The sequence below is a fragment of the Gemmata sp. SH-PL17 genome (genome assembly GCF_001610855.1).
Classification (GTDB): Bacteria; Planctomycetota; Planctomycetia; order Gemmatales; family Gemmataceae; genus Gemmata; species Gemmata massiliana.
The window spans coordinates 2,548,259-2,564,097 of sequence record NZ_CP011271.1; the positions used below are offsets into that span (position 1 = coordinate 2,548,259).

Annotated in this window: 14 protein-coding genes; 5 read left to right on the forward strand and 9 right to left on the reverse strand. The window is 62.9% G+C overall.

Annotated features, from left to right (window positions below; translation table 11 throughout):
* Positions 1–123: 123 nt before the first annotated feature.
* The 3 genes from VT84_RS10580 to nadB all read right to left on the reverse strand — a co-directional run bounded on the left by VT84_RS10580 (position 124) and on the right by nadB (position 3,212).
* Positions 124–687 carry a Uma2 family endonuclease gene (locus tag VT84_RS10580; RefSeq protein WP_052559813.1) on the reverse strand — a complete coding sequence of 188 codons (564 nt, stop codon included), beginning with the start codon at positions 685–687 and terminating at the stop codon, positions 124–126.
* Between the two features lie 246 nt (positions 688–933).
* Entirely contained in the window at positions 934–1,521 is a 588-nt protein-coding gene (locus VT84_RS10585) for a hypothetical protein (protein WP_082839500.1), read from the reverse strand.
* A gap of 71 nt (positions 1,522–1,592) precedes the next feature.
* Positions 1,593–3,212 (reverse strand): L-aspartate oxidase, encoded by a 1,620-nt coding sequence (gene nadB / locus VT84_RS10590; RefSeq protein WP_082839501.1) that lies wholly within the window; start codon positions 3,210–3,212, stop codon positions 1,593–1,595.
* Positions 3,213–3,695: 483 nt separating this feature from the next.
* Here nadB and VT84_RS10595 point away from each other — a divergent pair, with 483 nt between their 5' ends.
* Positions 3,696–4,679: a WD40 repeat domain-containing protein gene (locus VT84_RS10595; protein WP_082839502.1), complete on the forward strand. Its 984-nt coding sequence runs from the start codon at positions 3,696–3,698 to the stop codon at positions 4,677–4,679.
* A gap of 236 nt (positions 4,680–4,915) precedes the next feature.
* Here the strand turns inward: VT84_RS10595 and VT84_RS10600 are convergent, their stop codons facing one another.
* From VT84_RS10600 to VT84_RS10625, 5 genes are all read right to left on the reverse strand, one after another.
* The gene (locus tag VT84_RS10600; RefSeq protein WP_157469405.1) at positions 4,916–5,233 is read right to left on the reverse strand and encodes a hypothetical protein; all 318 of its coding nucleotides are present in this window, start codon (positions 5,231–5,233) and stop codon (positions 4,916–4,918) included.
* A 181-nt stretch (positions 5,234–5,414) separates the two neighbouring features.
* Entirely contained in the window at positions 5,415–5,642 is a 228-nt protein-coding gene (locus VT84_RS10605) for a hypothetical protein (protein WP_082839504.1), read from the reverse strand.
* Positions 5,643–5,756: 114 nt separating this feature from the next.
* Entirely contained in the window at positions 5,757–6,065 is a 309-nt protein-coding gene (locus VT84_RS10615; RefSeq protein WP_157469407.1) for a hypothetical protein, read from the reverse strand.
* A gap of 264 nt (positions 6,066–6,329) precedes the next feature.
* Positions 6,330–6,884: a hypothetical protein gene (locus tag VT84_RS10620; protein WP_082839507.1), complete on the reverse strand. Its 555-nt coding sequence runs from the start codon at positions 6,882–6,884 to the stop codon at positions 6,330–6,332.
* A gap of 363 nt (positions 6,885–7,247) precedes the next feature.
* Positions 7,248–12,017, reverse strand: a complete 4,770-nt coding sequence (locus tag VT84_RS10625) for a DUF4175 family protein (protein ID WP_082839508.1) — start codon at positions 12,015–12,017, stop codon at positions 7,248–7,250.
* 640 nt (positions 12,018–12,657) lie between these two features.
* On the opposite strand from VT84_RS10625, the gene VT84_RS10630 reads away from it, so the two are divergent.
* The 3 genes from VT84_RS10630 to VT84_RS10640 all read left to right on the forward strand — a co-directional run bounded on the left by VT84_RS10630 (position 12,658) and on the right by VT84_RS10640 (position 14,370).
* Entirely contained in the window at positions 12,658–13,563 is a 906-nt protein-coding gene (locus VT84_RS10630; protein ID WP_082839509.1) for a rhomboid family intramembrane serine protease, read from the forward strand.
* Between the two features lie 92 nt (positions 13,564–13,655).
* Entirely contained in the window at positions 13,656–13,883 is a 228-nt protein-coding gene (locus tag VT84_RS42175) for an FmdB family zinc ribbon protein (protein WP_162271663.1), read from the forward strand.
* Positions 13,884–14,058: 175 nt separating this feature from the next.
* Positions 14,059–14,370, forward strand: a complete 312-nt coding sequence (locus VT84_RS10640; RefSeq protein WP_052559803.1) for an ArsR/SmtB family transcription factor — start codon at positions 14,059–14,061, stop codon at positions 14,368–14,370.
* A gap of 45 nt (positions 14,371–14,415) precedes the next feature.
* Here the strand turns inward: VT84_RS10640 and VT84_RS10645 are convergent, their stop codons facing one another.
* A complete protein-coding gene (locus tag VT84_RS10645; RefSeq protein ID WP_082839511.1) occupies positions 14,416–15,342 on the reverse strand; it encodes a diacylglycerol/lipid kinase family protein in 927 nt (308 codons plus the stop codon).
* A gap of 21 nt (positions 15,343–15,363) precedes the next feature.
* Here VT84_RS10645 and VT84_RS10650 point away from each other — a divergent pair, with 21 nt between their 5' ends.
* On the forward strand, positions 15,364–15,801 hold the full coding sequence (locus VT84_RS10650; protein WP_052559801.1) for a GNAT family N-acetyltransferase: 438 nt from the start codon (positions 15,364–15,366) through the stop codon (positions 15,799–15,801).
* Positions 15,802–15,839: the final 38 nt, after the last annotated feature.

Sequence of the window (15,839 nt, forward strand, 5' to 3'; positions counted from 1 at the left end):
GGTGCGCACGCCCGGCGCGGCGGTAATCGCGATCGCGGCGGTTCGGGTGCGTGGGGTGAACACGGTTCGGTTCTCTTGTATGTCGATGTAAAGTTACACCGCGCGCGGGCGGAGTCAAGCGCGTCACGCGAAGATCGCGTCCACCGATAGACACCAACCGGTAACCGCGGGTTCGGCATCGGCGGTGTCGCCGCGGTGGAAAACGGTCGGGGTGGTTGGTGCGGTAGTAGTGTAAACCGTCACCGTCTCGGCTACGGGATCGACGTCCCACACTACGAGCGTTCCGGCCGCAAAGTAATCAGCTCGCTTTTCGGCGTATTCCAGATCCGGCTTCGGACCGTAGTCGTGCTCGCTCCGAACCTCGACCGCGAACACGGGGCAGCCGTCAATGAACCTCATTAGGTTCGTCGGGAGCGGTCCCGTGTAGAAGGACGAATCCGGCGAGAGCGTTTGCCGCCCGGAAGGGAGTGGCGGATCGAAGGCGTATCCCACGTTATCGGCGATCGGTTCTCCGTGCCCGCCGGACGCTACGAAGTCTTCCAGTGACCGCGTGATGCGGCGCGCGACGCGGCCGGGCAAGAAACCACTGGGCATAATGCGAACGATCCTTCCGTTGATCAGTTCGGCTTTGCCGTCGACCTGCATGAGATCGTCGAGTGTCGCGCGCGGGGAAACGACCGTGCTCATCAGAGATCCCCTGGTCAGTCGAGAATCGTCCAGGCTCACCGGGCGACTTAACCCGTCGAACGAAAAAAGTAAAGCGAGCGCCCACGGACCTCTGCCCGACCCTGCTTCACGTTAGCAGATCGCGTTCGGTGACACTACCCACGTGGCACGGCTGGAGCTTTGCAAACGGCGTGGGTACGCCCACTGATAATGGCGAACAGCACCGGCCGGCTCACACCGGCCGTTCGCCCAGAAGCACCGCATTTGCTACTTCTCGACGGTGATCTTCACCGGTTCGCTGGTCAGTTCCGTGCCCTTCCCACCGTCCTTGTCGGAGAGCTGGTACTTGGCCGAGAGCTTGTACTCGCCCGGGCCGGTCCAGTACACGAAACGCGACGAACCGCGGCTGCCGTCGGAGAGCTGCTTCACCGGGATCTCGTGCGACTTGCCGGCGGCGAGAGTCACTGCGTTGGGCAGGCGGAAGTCGGCGGTGAACGCCAGCCCGCTGTTCATCGCCACGGTTCCGGGACCGCCAGTCAGGTCGAACGTGAACACGTTCGAGTCGCCGCCCACGTAAATCGTGACCTCTTCCTTTGAGGTGTTGGTGATTTTGAGCACGAGGTCTACAGCCGGGGGCTTGGGCGAGCGCACCGCTTCGCCGTCGGCCTGCTTCTTCGCGATCGCTTCCAGTTCCTTCTTGTACTCGTCGGCCGTTTTGCCGCCGCCGTCGAACTTGTATTTGTCCGTTTTCGCGACCAGCGTGAGGGTGATGGGACCGGCCGGCTTCTTGTCTTCCGCGGATACTGCGGCCGTGAGCACGAGCAGGACCGCGACCGCAAGTACGAGCACTTTCATTGGGAATCCCCGGATGTGAATCGGGCGATACAGACCAGACGGAGTGCCCCTCGTGCCGGATTGCAGAGACTTCAAGAAAGTGCGACGAACGGCTCGCACGCGACGTGCCGCAGCCCCCATCGCTGGTCGTCTCGCGCGGGGAAGTCGCTCCGGAAGTGCGTGCCGCGCGACTCGTCGCGCGTGAGAGCTGATGCGATCATCAGGCGCGCGATCGTGAGCAGGTTCTGAAGCTCCCAACCGGCCTTTCCGTCGAACTCGCGAGAGAGTGCATACCGGCACCAGAACCGCAAATCTTCTTTGGCTTCGAGCAGCCGCGTGCGCTCGCGGACGATCCCCATTTTCCGCACCATCAGCGCCCGCAACGAGGCCACGAGGTCCGCGGTGTCGAGTCCCGTGCCCTCTTCCGCGGGGGGAATTATGGATCGGATCGGGTACGCGGTCATGTCGCGTGGCATCTTGCGGATCGCGTCCGCCGCGCCGCGCCCACAGAGCGTGCCGTAAACCAAACCCTCGATAAGACTGTTCGACGCGAGCCGGTTCGCACCGTGTAGCCCGCTGGAGGTCACTTCGCCCGCAGCCCACAGCCCCGGCACAGTCGTGCGCCCGTGCTGGTCCACACTCACACCGCCGACCATATAGTGCGCGCCGGGGCGCACCGGGATGCGGTCTTTTGTGATGTCCAGCCCGAAGCTCTTGCACACGCGATTGATACCGGGGAACCGGTTCAGAACCATTGCCGGGTCGAGGTGCGCGAGGTCGAGATAGACGTTCGGGTGCTGCGTTTTCTCCATCGTGCGGAAGATGGCGCGAGCCACCACGTCACGCGGCGCGAGTTCGGCACGCGGGTCACTCGCGGGCATGAAGCGCTCGCCGTTCACGTCGCGCAGGTACGCGCCCTCGCCGCGCACCGCCTCGCTGATGAGGTAGCGCGCCGAGCCCGCGACGTAGAGCACCGTGGGGTGGAACTGCATGAACTCCATGTCCCGGAGTTCCGCGCCGGCGCGGTACGCCGCGGCCATCCCGTCACCGGTTGCCACGGGCGGGTTCGTCGTTTCGCGGTACACCATCCCGCACCCGCCGGATGCGAGAATGACTTGCTTCGCCCAGATGAGGAACTTGCCCATCCCGTTGCGCGCGACCGCGGCCCCACAGCACGCCCCCTCGTGTGTGAGCAGGTCGATGGTGAAGGTGTCGTCCCAGATGCGGATGTTGGGCCGCGTGCGCGCGTAAGCGATGGTGGCACGCATCATCTCGAAGCCGGTCGAATCGCCGAGCGCGTGGACGATGCGCCGGTGGCTGTGCCCGCCCTCGCGGGTGAGCGCGAGTTGCCCGTTCTCCTCGTCGAACTTCGTGCCAAACTCGATCAGCTTCTCGATCTGGTGCGGTGCCTCGCGGACCACGAGTTCCACTACCTCGCGGTCGCACAGTCCGTCGCCCGCGACGAGCGTGTCCTCGACGTGGTTCTCGAACGTGTCCTCGGGGGAGCGCACGCCCGCGATCCCGCCCTGCGCGTAAGAACTGTTGCTCTCGGTCACGCGGTCCTTCGTAACTACGAGCACCGAGAGGTCTGAGGGTACTTCGAGCGCGGCACGCAGCCCGGCGATTCCCGCGCCGATGATGAGCACGTCCGCGAACCGGTGGAACGTGTCGCGTGCGTCGAAGGAGACGAGGTAGCGATTCGCGGCGGACATAACGAAACCCGGGCGAACGGGTGGAGAAATTTCTGTCAACGTATGAAGAAGCCCCCGGTCGCGTCTCGCACGGGACGAGTCGCGACCGGGGGCTTTGGGTCGGTTACATCGGTAGTCGCAAGGGCTGTGTCGCTAACCTCTTCCGGTGCTGTTCGCCTCAAAACGCGAGGAGTGAGATCCAGTAGCTAACATTTGTTAACATTCTGGGCCAAAACCGCCCCTATTCCCGGTCGCGTGTAGCGAAACACTTGGTTTTCCGGCTTTTCGTGTGCGGGTTACTCCCGGAATCCCGTCCGGAGGCTAACATCGGTTACCATTTTGGACGGTGCGGTGGAGGCACACCGCAGAGCCCGGGCGCCATAGCTTAATTGTAGTGTACAAAATATCAAATTGCAAGCGGAAATGCTTATTGATCCGATTGTGACGGGCCGGTTCTTGGTGCAGACGAGGCCCACCCTGTGTGATTGTCAGTGAGGACGACGAATGCGGTTCCTGACCAGCCGGATGCGGGTCGTCGATCAGGTCGCCTTCGCCCGTGACGGTCGACGACTGTTCGCGGCGGGGAGCAACGTTCCCGACCTCCGCTACAAACCCGACAACCGGGGCATCGACGTCTGGGACTTGGCCGGCGGACCGAACCCGGTCTCGCACCTGTTTCCCGACCAACTGATTGCTGGGTTCGCGGTTAACCCAGCGGGTCGGTGGCTCTACGTCGGGACCGGGTACGATTACCCCGACGAACACACATCGCGATATTTTGCGGTTGACCTGACGAGCGAGGGCATAATCTCGTTGGGGCTTCGTGGCGGGAACTCGTTCATTCTGGGAACGCATCCTTCCGGTGAATGGTTCGTCGGGTACGGTTACAAAACAAATTGGCAAACGAGACGACTCGTCCGCTGGCGACAGTCGTCAGCGGGCGTACCGACCGAGGAATGGGAAATCGCGCCTTCCGCGAGCCGCTTCTACACGTCACAAATTGCGTGTGCCCCGACCGAAGAGCTTCTCGTCACTCACGACATTGAGAGCGGTATTGCCGTCCGGGACCAGGTGTACGAACTGGTGACCCGCGACCCCGGCACCGGTGTCGTTCGCGGGAAGATTCCGATCCCCGGACGGATCGTGGACCAACTCCTGTTTTCCCCGGACGGAGCATACCTTGTCGTTCGGGGCGGGCCGTCGTTGTTGGTTTGGGACGCTCGCGACCTTACCCGCAAGCCGCAGAAGATTCGCGGGGCGGGGAAGGGGCACTTCACGGGACTGGCGTTCGACCCGACGGGGCGCTACCTCGCGGCCGCGAGTAACGACCGGAGCGTGAACGTGTACGAGACCGCGACATGGGGCCTTGCGCGATCGTTTTCCTGGGACATCGGCCGGATGCGGTCCGTCGCGTTCAGCCCCGACGGGCTGCTGATGGCGGCGGGGAGCGATGTTGGCCAGATCGTTCTCTGGGACATTGATTTGTAGAGCTTCGGAGCAGCTGCGCCACTCGCTCGCGGTAAGAGACGCGGCCCAACAAAACGAGTCGGCCCCTCGCTTCACTCCGAAGCGAGGGGCCGACTCGGGTTCCGGGGGTACCGATTCGTCGGTCGGGCTGTGCCCGACACCAGCCCACATACAGCTCACCTGCACCGCAATCACCCGATGAGCGGCGCGTCCCAATCAGCGGGCGGTGTCCGGTGCAGCGCCGGGTTCGGCCTGCCTTACTTGCCTACGGTTCCGGACGGCGGCTGCGATTCGTACAGTCGGCCGAGTGCTTGCAGTATTAGCCCTCCACCAACTGCCAGACCGTGGGTGACCCACACACTGACGGTGTGAATCAAGCTGTAGTTGTACACCGTTCGGCTGACCTCGGTGCGGACCCCGTGGTTGCTGAGGACGTACCGCCCGCCCTCGATCCGGCCGCTGACCGCGTCCCCACCGATCTGTGTGGAAACGACAAAGAAGACGGCGAAGTTGACGACGGCCAAGCAGCATACCGGCTGCCAATACCGGCGAGCGGTTCTCGACAGCTTTCGCATCTTGCAAGCCTTCGCCGAACATAAAGCTCACCGGCCGCGCACATCGCGAACCGGTCTACGAACCGCGTATTTTACAGCGGTCCGGTGCAGCGCCGGGTTCGGCCTTGCCACCCACACGGTCGCGCAGGCCGCGCGCCGACCCAAGGTTATTCCGCGCCATCAGACACGTAAGGGCTGGCCCTTACATACCCTCGGCTGGTGAGAGTAACGCGAGCTCGCCTTCGAGGATGCCAGGTTGGAAGTCCGAGTACCCGTCCGCACGGGCGATCTCGATCATGTAATCGACCGATCCGTCGGAGCTGACCATGATGCCGGCCACCGTGCCGATCCCGGAGCACCGCTGCAACTGCGACTCGAACCGCACTCGGTCGCCGAACGTGAAGCGGGTCCGCACCGTCAGCGTATGCATCCGCGTGCCCTCTTGTGGCCGAACAAATAGCTCACCTGCACCGCCATCACCGGATGAGCGGCGCGTTCCAAGTCAGTGGGCGGTGTCCGGTGCAGCGCCGGGTTCGGCTCGCCGCTAGCTGCCGGGGAACATCTGCGGATAGATGCGGGACACCAGCGCCGGGTCGCGGGTGCCACGCTGGAAACTCTCCCACGCCACTGGGTCCTTAACCGGTGACGGGCAGTTCTCCGGGATACGGGTGCCGGCCCGCACCAGCCCGCCGAACGCGCGGTCGCGGGCCAAGGCCGCGTCGTCGGCCGACAGGCCGAACTCGGCCGACAGCCGCCGCTCCGTCTCCGCGTCCCCAATCCCGCTCAGGGCCGCCTGGATGACCACCTCGACGACCTCGGCCACCGTTCGGCCAGGCGGCAGGGCTACCGTCATGTCGTCCGTCCAACCCTCAGGTAGTGCAGTCGGCGTCGCGGCCGATTGCCCGCTCACCGGGGGCGGTACTGTGCGGGTGGGTTGAGGGACAGGAGGAGGCGGTGCGCCGAGCAGCCGCTGCAGCCATTCACCCAGCCCCATCGAGTACCCTCCGTCGCCGAACAAATAGCTCACCGGCCGGGGCCGCTTCAGCAGCTTTTACCCGGGGAAAGCCTACATGCGGCCCTGGTCAGGTGCAGCGCCTGGTTCGGCCTCCACGCGACGCTACTGGGCCTCGATCTTGTCGAGTGCCAAGAGAAACTTCTCGCCAGTTTGTGTGAGCCTGACAAATGACGCTACATTCGCATCCTTGCCATCGAGGAAATCCCCGATTTTCTGGGGTGATACCTCCTCGATCAGCCCGAACCGTTTCAACTGCAGCAGGTCTTGGCGCAGACTATCTTGCCCCTTGTACATTTCCCCACCCCGGGCCAAGGCTCTGAGGTGGTACTTCATCGGAAGAGTTAACCGTTCGGACAAGATCCTGAAGAAGGCGTCGAGATATCGCTCCTGCTCATCCTGGCGGTTCTGAATGACCCCAACCTCGTCTTTGACCTCCCGCAATTCCGCCTTCATCCCTTCCTTCCCGACAGATAACGAGCCGAGGTCAAAGATCCGCACAGTGACAACCAACAACGCAGAGACGATTCCAATGCCGATGAGAAGACCTACGATGTCCGATGAACCCACAAATAGTTTGACCAGCAGCCCGGCGTCAATCACCGCCAAGACCACAAAGACGGCCCACTGTAGTCGCGGATTATGCTGGTCTCCATTCATCCAACGGCTCCGGTTGCCGAACCTGTGTTTAGTGTGCGAGGCTTCGCGCAATAACACGGGATCTGATACGCTCCCGCGCCACGCACGCCGGGGCCGAACTCGTTCGCCGGCCACAGTTACCGCGCGAACGCCGCCTTCACAATATGCGCAATAACAGGGTAACGGGTCCGTGCGAGGCACACCAGCGCGTTCCCGCCAGCTCTCAACCCTGCTACCGCCGAACAGCAAGCTCACCGGCACCGCCATCACCGGATGAGCGGCGCGTTCCCAGTCAGATGGCAGCGCCCGGTGCGGCGCCCGCAATTACGTTGTGAGGGCGTTCGGCACCGTCGGGCTGTGCCCGATACGAATCGCGCGCGTCGATCACTTCTTCTCTTGGATCAGCTTCTGGAACTTCTTCTTCGAGTCCTCGAAGCCGGGCGGAGCAACAGTCGAGCCGCCACCGGTGCCGGAACTGTCTAATTTCGCGGCCGGTGCGACCTTGCTACCGGTGCCCCCGAGGATAGGGGCGCCCGGTTCACTGGAGCCGGGTTGCGGCGGCTTGTTACCGGCCGGCTGGTTCGCCTCTTTACGCAGGTTCTCCACGTGCTTCGTGTAGTTATCCAGGAACTTCTCGTACTCCGCTTGGGTGAACCCCTGCTTTTTCTGGAACTCCTCGTCGTAGCGCTTCTTCTCGAAGTCTTCGAGCCGGAGTTCCGCGGTCTTCAGGCGGTTCTGCGGATCTTCTTCCATCGCGCCTTTCGGCTTGGGACTGGAGCCGGGGCCGGTTTGGGTCGTCGGGTCGTGTGACGGGTTCGACTGCTCCTTCGCCATCCGCTCCAGTTCTTCCTTGAGCTTCTCGTCTTGTTGCGGATCGCCGCCCGGTTTTTTGTCCTCTAGCTCCTTTTGCAGCTTCTCGCGGTTCTCCTTACCGAGCTTGTCGTCCAGGTCTTTTTCGGCCTTCTCGCGCGTGTCCTTGTCCTTCGACTGAAGGTCTTGCGCCTTCTTCATGAGGTCCGCGAGTTCTTCCTTCGACGGTTCCTTCCCTTTACCGTCCTTTCCGTTCTTGCCGGCCTGCTGTTTCTCCAGTTGCTTCTTCAGATCGTCGAGTTTTTTCTCCGCGGCCTCGCGCGTTTCCTTGTTGTTGGACTGGAGATCCTTCATCAATTGCTCGGCTTCCTTGCGGTTCTTTTCACCGACCATCTTGTCGAGTTTCTGCTGCGCGGCCTGTTTCTTCTGCTCGTCACCGCTCTGGAGATCTTTCATTGCGTCGGCGATCTCTTTCATCTGCTTCTCGTCAGGTTTCGCGCCGTTTTCGCCGTTCTGTTTGCCCTGCTGCTGTTGGGCTTGCTTCTTGAGTTCATCGAGCTTGCGCTGAGCATCGGCGCGTTTGTTCTCGTCGGGCGACTGGAGGTCGTTCGCCAGCTTCTCCATCTCTTTGCGCTTGTCCTCACCGATGGCCTTATCGAGCTTGTTGCGCGCGTCCTGCTTCTTCTTCTCGTCCGGGCTGGTGAGATCTTTTGCGGCCTGCTCCAGCTCCTTCATCTGCTTCTCGTCGAGCTTGGGGGCGTTCTTCTGATCGCCTTGATCCCCGCCCCCGCCCTTAGCGTTCTTCATGGCGTCTTCGATCTTCTTCTGCGCGGCCTGTTGTTTGTCCTTGTCGCCCGATTGGAGATCCTTGGCGAGCTGTTCAAGTTCCTTGCGCTTGTCCTCGCCGATCGCCTTGTCGAGTTTGTCGCGTGCTTCCTGTTGCTTGTTCTTGTCGGGACTGTTGAGGTCTTTAGCGGCCTGTTCCAGTTCCTTCATTTGCTTTTCGTCGGGCTTTCCGCCGTTCTCGCCGTTCTGTTTGCCCTGCTGCTGTTGGGCCTGCTTCTTGAGTTCTTCGAGCTTGCGCTGAGCATCGGCGCGCTTGTTCTCGTCGGGCGACTGGAGGTCATTCGCCAGCTTCTCCATTTCCTTGCGCTTGTCCTCACCGATGGCCTTATCGAGCTTGTTGCGCGCGTCCTGCTTCTTCTTTTCGTCCGGGCTGGTGAGGTTCCGCGCCGCTTCTTCCAGTTCCTTGCGCTGGTTGTCGTCGAGTTCCTTTTGCTTGGGCGGTTCCTGGTCTCGGCCGCCGCTCGGTTGGGCGCCTTCTTGCGGTGGTGGCTTGTCCCGGCCTTCGTCGGCACCCGAGTTACCGGCGTTCATGGGCGCGTTTTTGTTGCCGGCCGGTTTGGTTTCGGCGGCGCCCGTGCCGTTGGGCTTTGTCGATTGGTTCGCGCCACCCTCCGGCTTGGATTCGGGCGTGCCCATCCCGCCGGACGTCATGTCTTCGGGTTTGGGTTTGTTTTCGCTGGGGGCCGGAGCCTTGTTCGGCTTCGCGTCACCCGCGTCGGGCTGCTTGTTCTCGGACTTCGCCCCACCCGCTGGTTGAGGTTGGTTTTTGGGCTGATTGGGCTTGTCTTCGCCCCGAGTGGGTTCGCGCATCGGCTTGGGGCCGCTGCCCGCGTCCGCGGCCGGGTCTTTCTTGTCGGACGAATCCGACATGCCGCCCTGTTGCCCGTCGTCCTTTTGGGACGCGGACTTACCCCTGGACCCCGAGTTCGGGTCTTGCTTTTGATCCGGGTTGGGGTTCGGATCTTTCGGATTCGGGTCTTTCGGGTTCGGTTGCGACTGCTTGGGCTCCTTGTCGACGCCCGGCGGCGCGCCGACCGGTTCGTCGCGCGTTTCGGACGGCGCGGTGTTCTTCTGGCCCGGTTTGTTCATCGGGTCGTTGCCCGGCTTCGTTTCGCCCTGTTTCGGTTCCGGCTTCGGCTCCGCAGGGTTACTCGGCTGTTCGAGCTTCCCTTCGGATTTCCCGCTTGCCGGGGCGTTGTCCTGCATCGGGCTCTTCGTTTCGCCCTGTTTCGGCTCCGGCTTCGGCTCGGTCGCGTTGCCCATGTCGCCGGCGGGCGGCTGCTTCTTCTGTTGTGCGGAATCGGTGCGCTCGTTCTCGTTGGCGCTCGGGTTCGATTTCCCGGACCCGCCTTCCTGCTTCTCCTTCTCGATCGCGTTGTTGAGCTTGTCAGCCCTATCCTGGACGGACTTCTCGTCCGGCGATTTGGGCGGAGGCGCTTCCGGCATGGGGTTGTCCGGCCGGGTGCCGTTCTGCGTGTTCGTGCCGTTCGGTTCTGGGGAACCCATCGGCTTCGGGGACGGGTCGTTCATGCCGCCCTTCGGCATGGGGCTACCCATCGGGTTGCCCGTCTCGGACATCCCGCCCATTGGGGTGTCGGACTTCTGCTCGCCCTTGTCCTTGTTCGGCGGAGGCATCTTCGTCGGATCGGGGGGGGCTTCTTTGGTCCCCTCGCCATTGGTGCCGTTCTTTGGTTCGGTCTTCTGGTCGGGTTGATTTTGGTTCTGCCCGCCGTTGTTGCCGTTCTTCGGATCGCGGTTCTCTTGATCGAGCTTCTGTTCCTGCTGCGCGTCGTGCTTTTGTTCTTCGTCCTTGCGGTTCGCCTTATCCTGGTCGAGCTTCTGCTTGTCCTGCGGTTCGACCTTCGGTGGGGTGAGGCGCACGCGCTTCGCGACCGAGCGCCCCACGTTCGGCTTCGGCTCGGTGCAGTTGTCGGTGGCTTCGAGCCAGAACTCGATCACCATGTCGGGTGTGAGCGTGAGCGGGAGATTCGTCGGGTCCGTCTTCAGTTGCGCGAGGTCGACGGACCCCTTGTAGTCGACGTCGGTGGGCCACGTGTTGTCTTTTTTGCGGTGGAACGACTTCTCCTTACCGTTCAGGTACGGGCGGTCGAGCAGCGGGCGCTCGACCGGCGACACGATCTTCATTTTGAGCGTGATCGTGTCGATGCCGAAGTCGTCGCCGACCTTGCCGTCGATCGCGATTTGCCCGTTCGTGGGTGCGGTGGACTCGTCTTCTTCCGGCTTGTTGATGGCGATTTCCGGCGCCTTGTCCGCTTCGACGAGAATCCGGGACTGGAACGAATCCGTGCTGTGCTCGCCGGTGGTCGCGTTGAAGCTGAGTTTGTAGCTGCCCGATTCCGTGAGTTTGAGCTTGAACGCCAGGCTGTCGGGTTTATCGGCGACAGGGGTACCGATCACGCGGACGCCACCCGGTTCGACGACCATCGCCCCTTCACGCACGTCGCGGTTGGTGCGCCCGACGAGCGTGACCGTCGTGCCGCGTGGTGCACGGAGTTGCGGATCGGTCGCGTTTTCGGTCTTGCGACGCAGGTAGGCCGGATACTCGTAAGTGGTCTGGAACTCGGTGAACAGCGGCAGCGTGCGCACCGTAACCTTGTATTCGCGCGTCGTGTAATCGCCACCAGCAACCTTGTACCAGAACCCGTACTGCACGAGGTGGTCCGGCACGCGGAGTTCAAAGTCGCGCGAGGTGTCTCCCTGCACCATCGGCAGTTCGGTGTAGTTCGGGTCGGCCTGATTGTGCCGGATCATCAGGCGCACGCGATCGGGGCCGTCCGTGCTCGGGATCTTCCCACCCACGTGAACCGCGACGACGATCGTCTGGCCGGTGGTGATCGTGGCTTCTGCCGGGTCGGGCCTCACGACGTCGATGTGCGTGCGCGTGACGATGTCGCCGGAGCCGAACGGGACGAACGTGCGCCCCACGAGCGAGGAGAACTGCGCCGGCCGGAACACGAAGAACAGCACGATGAGCGTCAGGAAGAGCGCGACCGAGGTGCCGCCGAGGTAGAGCAGCCCGCGGTGGTCGACGGCCTTGTTCACGTCGGCCGCGGCCACGGACTTCGCCGCCCGGTGCGCGAGTGCGGCTTTCACAGTGGCATTGAGCGTGCCCTGTTGCTGGGCGTCCACGTACCCGGTGACGCTGTTCTTGGCGTCGTCGATGGTGCTCTCGACCCGCTTGGCCGCGTACAGCGGGTTGATCTTCTTGCGGAGCGGGCTGAGGATCGTGGCGTAGGCGATGCCCGCGCACGCGGCCAGGAACCCGAGGAACGCGACCTGGCGCAGCCACTCGGCGAGCCCGAGGTACTTGTCGAGCAGGATCATCGCGGTGGCGTAAACCAGCACGAACGCGACGAGAACCAGCCCCCCAAACGTGATATCGTGGGTGCGAATGCGGCTGGTCGCCTGGGCGATCTGTTCGTCGACCCGCGTGCCGTTCTTCGTGGCAGCTTCGGCTTGCTCAAGAACCGCGGCCATGTATCGATCTCCGGGCAGCGCCGGGCTGCCAAAGGGCCATTAATCGCCGGATCGCATTGCGGGGCGCAACACCACCAGGGGATTATACCCTTAAGACGGGTCACCGCCACAGACGGATTGCTCGGCATCCCGCTCTTGGGACAGTAGTTACAATCGCGAGCGGAAGAAGCGGACCGAAGGAGGGCATCGTGGGCCGAACGAGATCGAGGTGAACCCCGCCCGCAAGGGCGGCGGGTGACGCGCCAACAGTACGCGGAGTACCGGTCGACCGAGGTCGGAGTGCCCCCGCAAGGGCGGCGGGTGACGCGCGGGAGTGCCCGTACATGCCTACCCATACGTGGGGCCACGATTAAACACCCACCGCCCTTGCGGGCGGGGTTCACCTGCGTGCGACGCGCCACGACCTCACGTGTGCCGGCGCTTGGGCTTCCGTGCTGGCGTACTCTGTTTGAGGCAAACGGACAATTTATCGAATTGAAATGAAGTGTTATAGCGCTTGATAATATACGACGGAAAAACTCAAGCGGATGGTCGGGGGCTTCGGGCGCGGCGCGGACTGTGTAGCGGTTCGTTCCCGTTCCGTGTACCGTCTGGTAAGGTATTAGAACTCGAAATCAGTGCGGCGCGCGGGGTGCGGCTCATGGGCATTCAGGACCGTGATTATTATCGCGAAGGCCCCAGTTTTCTGGACCGGGTCGGCCAGCAAGGGGCGACCGTCTGGCTGATCGCGATCACGGTGGGCGTGTTCTTCGGCCAGATCATGACGGGGTGGCCGCGTGCGCTGAGCCCGCTCGTGGCATACGGCGCGTTCGACACCGACGCGGTCCTCCGCGGTGAAGTGTGGCGGCTCCTCACGGGCGCGTTCCTGCACGCGGACCTGTGGCACCTGTTTTTCAACATGCTCATCCTGTATTGGGCCGGTACGAGCCTCGAAGCCGTTCGCGGGTCGCGCGAACTCGTACTGTTCTACCTCTTTAGCGCGGTCGGCGCGAACGTGTTCTACCTCGGCGGGCAGTTGGTCGGGCTGACCGCTGTGGGGAAGGCCATCGGCGCGAGTGGCGCGGTAACTGCTACTCTCGTCTTGTTTGCGTTTCACTTCCCGCGTGCGCAGGTGCGCCTGTACTTCTTCATCCCGATGCCGGTTTGGTTGATGGTGGTCGTGTTCGTTGGCTTCGACGCGCTATTTGCACTGGGCGCTGCGGACCCGCGGGGTGGGCGGATCGCGTACCTCGCGCACTTGGGCGGGGCGGCTTTCGGGCTGATCTACTTCCAGAGCGGGGTGCGGTTTAGCAACCTGTTCACCGCGGCTCCGAAAACGCGCGCCCGCCCGAAGCTCCGGGTGATCGCGCCCCCCGTCGAGGATGCGCCCGCGCCGGTCGCCGCTGTGGTCGAGGCGCCACCACGGAGGCCGGCCGACGAGCAGCTCGAAGCGAAACTCGACGCGGTGCTGGAGAAAGTTTCCAAATACGGCCCGGAGAGTCTCTCGCCCGACGAGCGCGAGATTTTTTACCGGGCGGGCGAACTGTATAAGAAACGCCGAAAGTAGCGGCGCTCGGTCGTACACTTTTTGGGTCGAAGTTCGTCGCCGTTTGAAGAATGTGGGCCGTCGCCACGTCTAGCTTGAAAATTGAGGGTTTCATGCCGCTTTACGAATACACCTGCCGGAAGTGCGCGCACGCATTTGAGACGCTCGTGTCGTCGCGCGTCGCGATCGCGGTGACGTGTCCGAAGTGCGAAAGTCCCGACTTAGACCAGCTCATTGGGTTGCCCGCACCGGGCCGCGTAACCGAGGGTGGCGCTGCGACAAACTGTCGCGGCGACGGCCCTCCGTGCGGTGCCCCGTGGTGCGGGCGTAAAGGTCCGTGATTGCGGTGGTATATACATGAATGTTCCACCACGGACTTGTTTTTGGCATGGTTAGGTGTATAAATACAATGATTGAATAACTCTGTTATTGACGCCGCAAATCCTGACAGAGTATTCAGTTCCGCCGAGGTGACCGTGCCACTCCCTCCCTCAATGTGCTGCAAGGGGCATGACAATGACTGAAAAGAAGCAAGCCGAAGAATGCGCCACTATGCTCCAGGCCCTCGCGGAGCCGAACCGTATCCGGATCATCGAGTGCCTTCGGACCGGGTCGATGAACGTGACACAACTCGCGAAGGCGCTTGACGTCGAGATCGTGAATGTGTCGCACCACTTGGGCGTTCTGCGGCTCGCGGGTTTGGTTGAAGATATTAAGGACGGTCGGTTCGTTATTTACTCGCTGCACCCGAAGGTATTCCGCAGCGACAACACGAAGGGCACCTACCTCGATCTGGGCTGGTGCCGGGTCGAGATCCCGCACAACTAACGGCCCCGGCGCGGCCTCGAACCCACCCTTTGAGGGTGGGTTTTTCTATTTCAGGCCACCGTAAAGTGCGGGCGGGAACACCTCGACGCGCAGACGCTTCGGCAGCGCTTCTAACGAAATTTCCTTGATCCCTTCATCCGGAACGCACACGAACTCACCGTCCGCGTGGACGCAGAGCGGGATTTCGCACGACACCTCAATCCGCCCCGCGCGCCCGAGCCCGACGAGGCGGTGGTTCTCGGGGAGCTTGCCGCGTGCCATTGCGGGCAGGTAGCGGAGCAGGTGCATGCGCGTGAGCCGCGTCGCGTGCATGTAGTCGAATAGACCGTCGGTCAGGCTCGCCCTTGGGCGGAGCGGGAAGTTCCCCTCGCGCTGGCCGTTAAGGACCGATAGCGCGAGTGTGGGCGTCGTCACCACGCGCTCGTCGAAGCGGATCGTCATCGTCGGTCGGTCGAAGTGCTTCACCAGTGCTTTGAGGAACGCCCAGGCATAAAGCGGTAGTCCCTTGAGCCAGCGCGTGCGTCGGGCTTCGCCGTTCACCATGCCGTTGAAGCCGACACCCAGGTTGCACACGAAGTGGACCACGCGGTTCGCGGTCGTCACGCGGCCGACGTCAATTTCGAGTGTTTCTGTGGGGGCATTTCGTTCGCGCTGTGCCCACCACCGGTCCATACCGAGCGTGAACGCGAAGTCGTTCGCGGACCCGATCGGCCAGACGCTGAAGATCGTGTCGCGCTGGTCGCTTTGAAGTATGCCGTTGGCGACCTCGTGAACGGTGCCGTCTCCCCCGGCCGCGACCACCTTCGCGAAACCTTCATTGGCCGCTTCGCGTGCGAGTTCGATCGCGTGAGTGGCGCGTGAGGTGGGGCGCAACTCGACCCCCGCGGCCAGTGCGGGCGGCAGCGCTTTTAACAGGCGCTCGGCCCTTCCGCGACCGGCGGCCGGGTTGTAAATCACACAGGTGGCGTGCATCCGGCCTCGCGGGTCGCAACGATGGTGGCGCTTCGTCCGATGACCGAGGAAGACATACCTGCCGCCCTCGCCCTTTGGCAAGGGCTGGCCGGAATCGGGCTGCGCGACGCGGACAATCCGGCCGCGCTCGCGAAGTACCTCCGGCGCAATCCGGGATGCAGCTTCGTCGCGCTCGACAAAGCTGGCACGCTAATCGGGGTGAGTCTCGCCGGGCACGACGGGCGCCGCGGGTACTTGCACCATGTCGCGGTATCGGAGAGCCACCGCAAACAGGGATTGGGGCGCGAACTGGTGGATCGCTGCGCTGCGGCACTCAAGGCCGAAGGGATCGAGAAGATCAACTTCTGGGTGAAGGCGGACAACGCGGCCGGGCTCGCGTTCTGGAATCGGATCGGCGGGCGCGAACGCACCGACCTCGTGATAGTGTCTCTCATTCTGGGTGATAACCCGAACGCATGACTTTGGGCAAACGGCCGGTGTGAACCGGTCGGTGATTG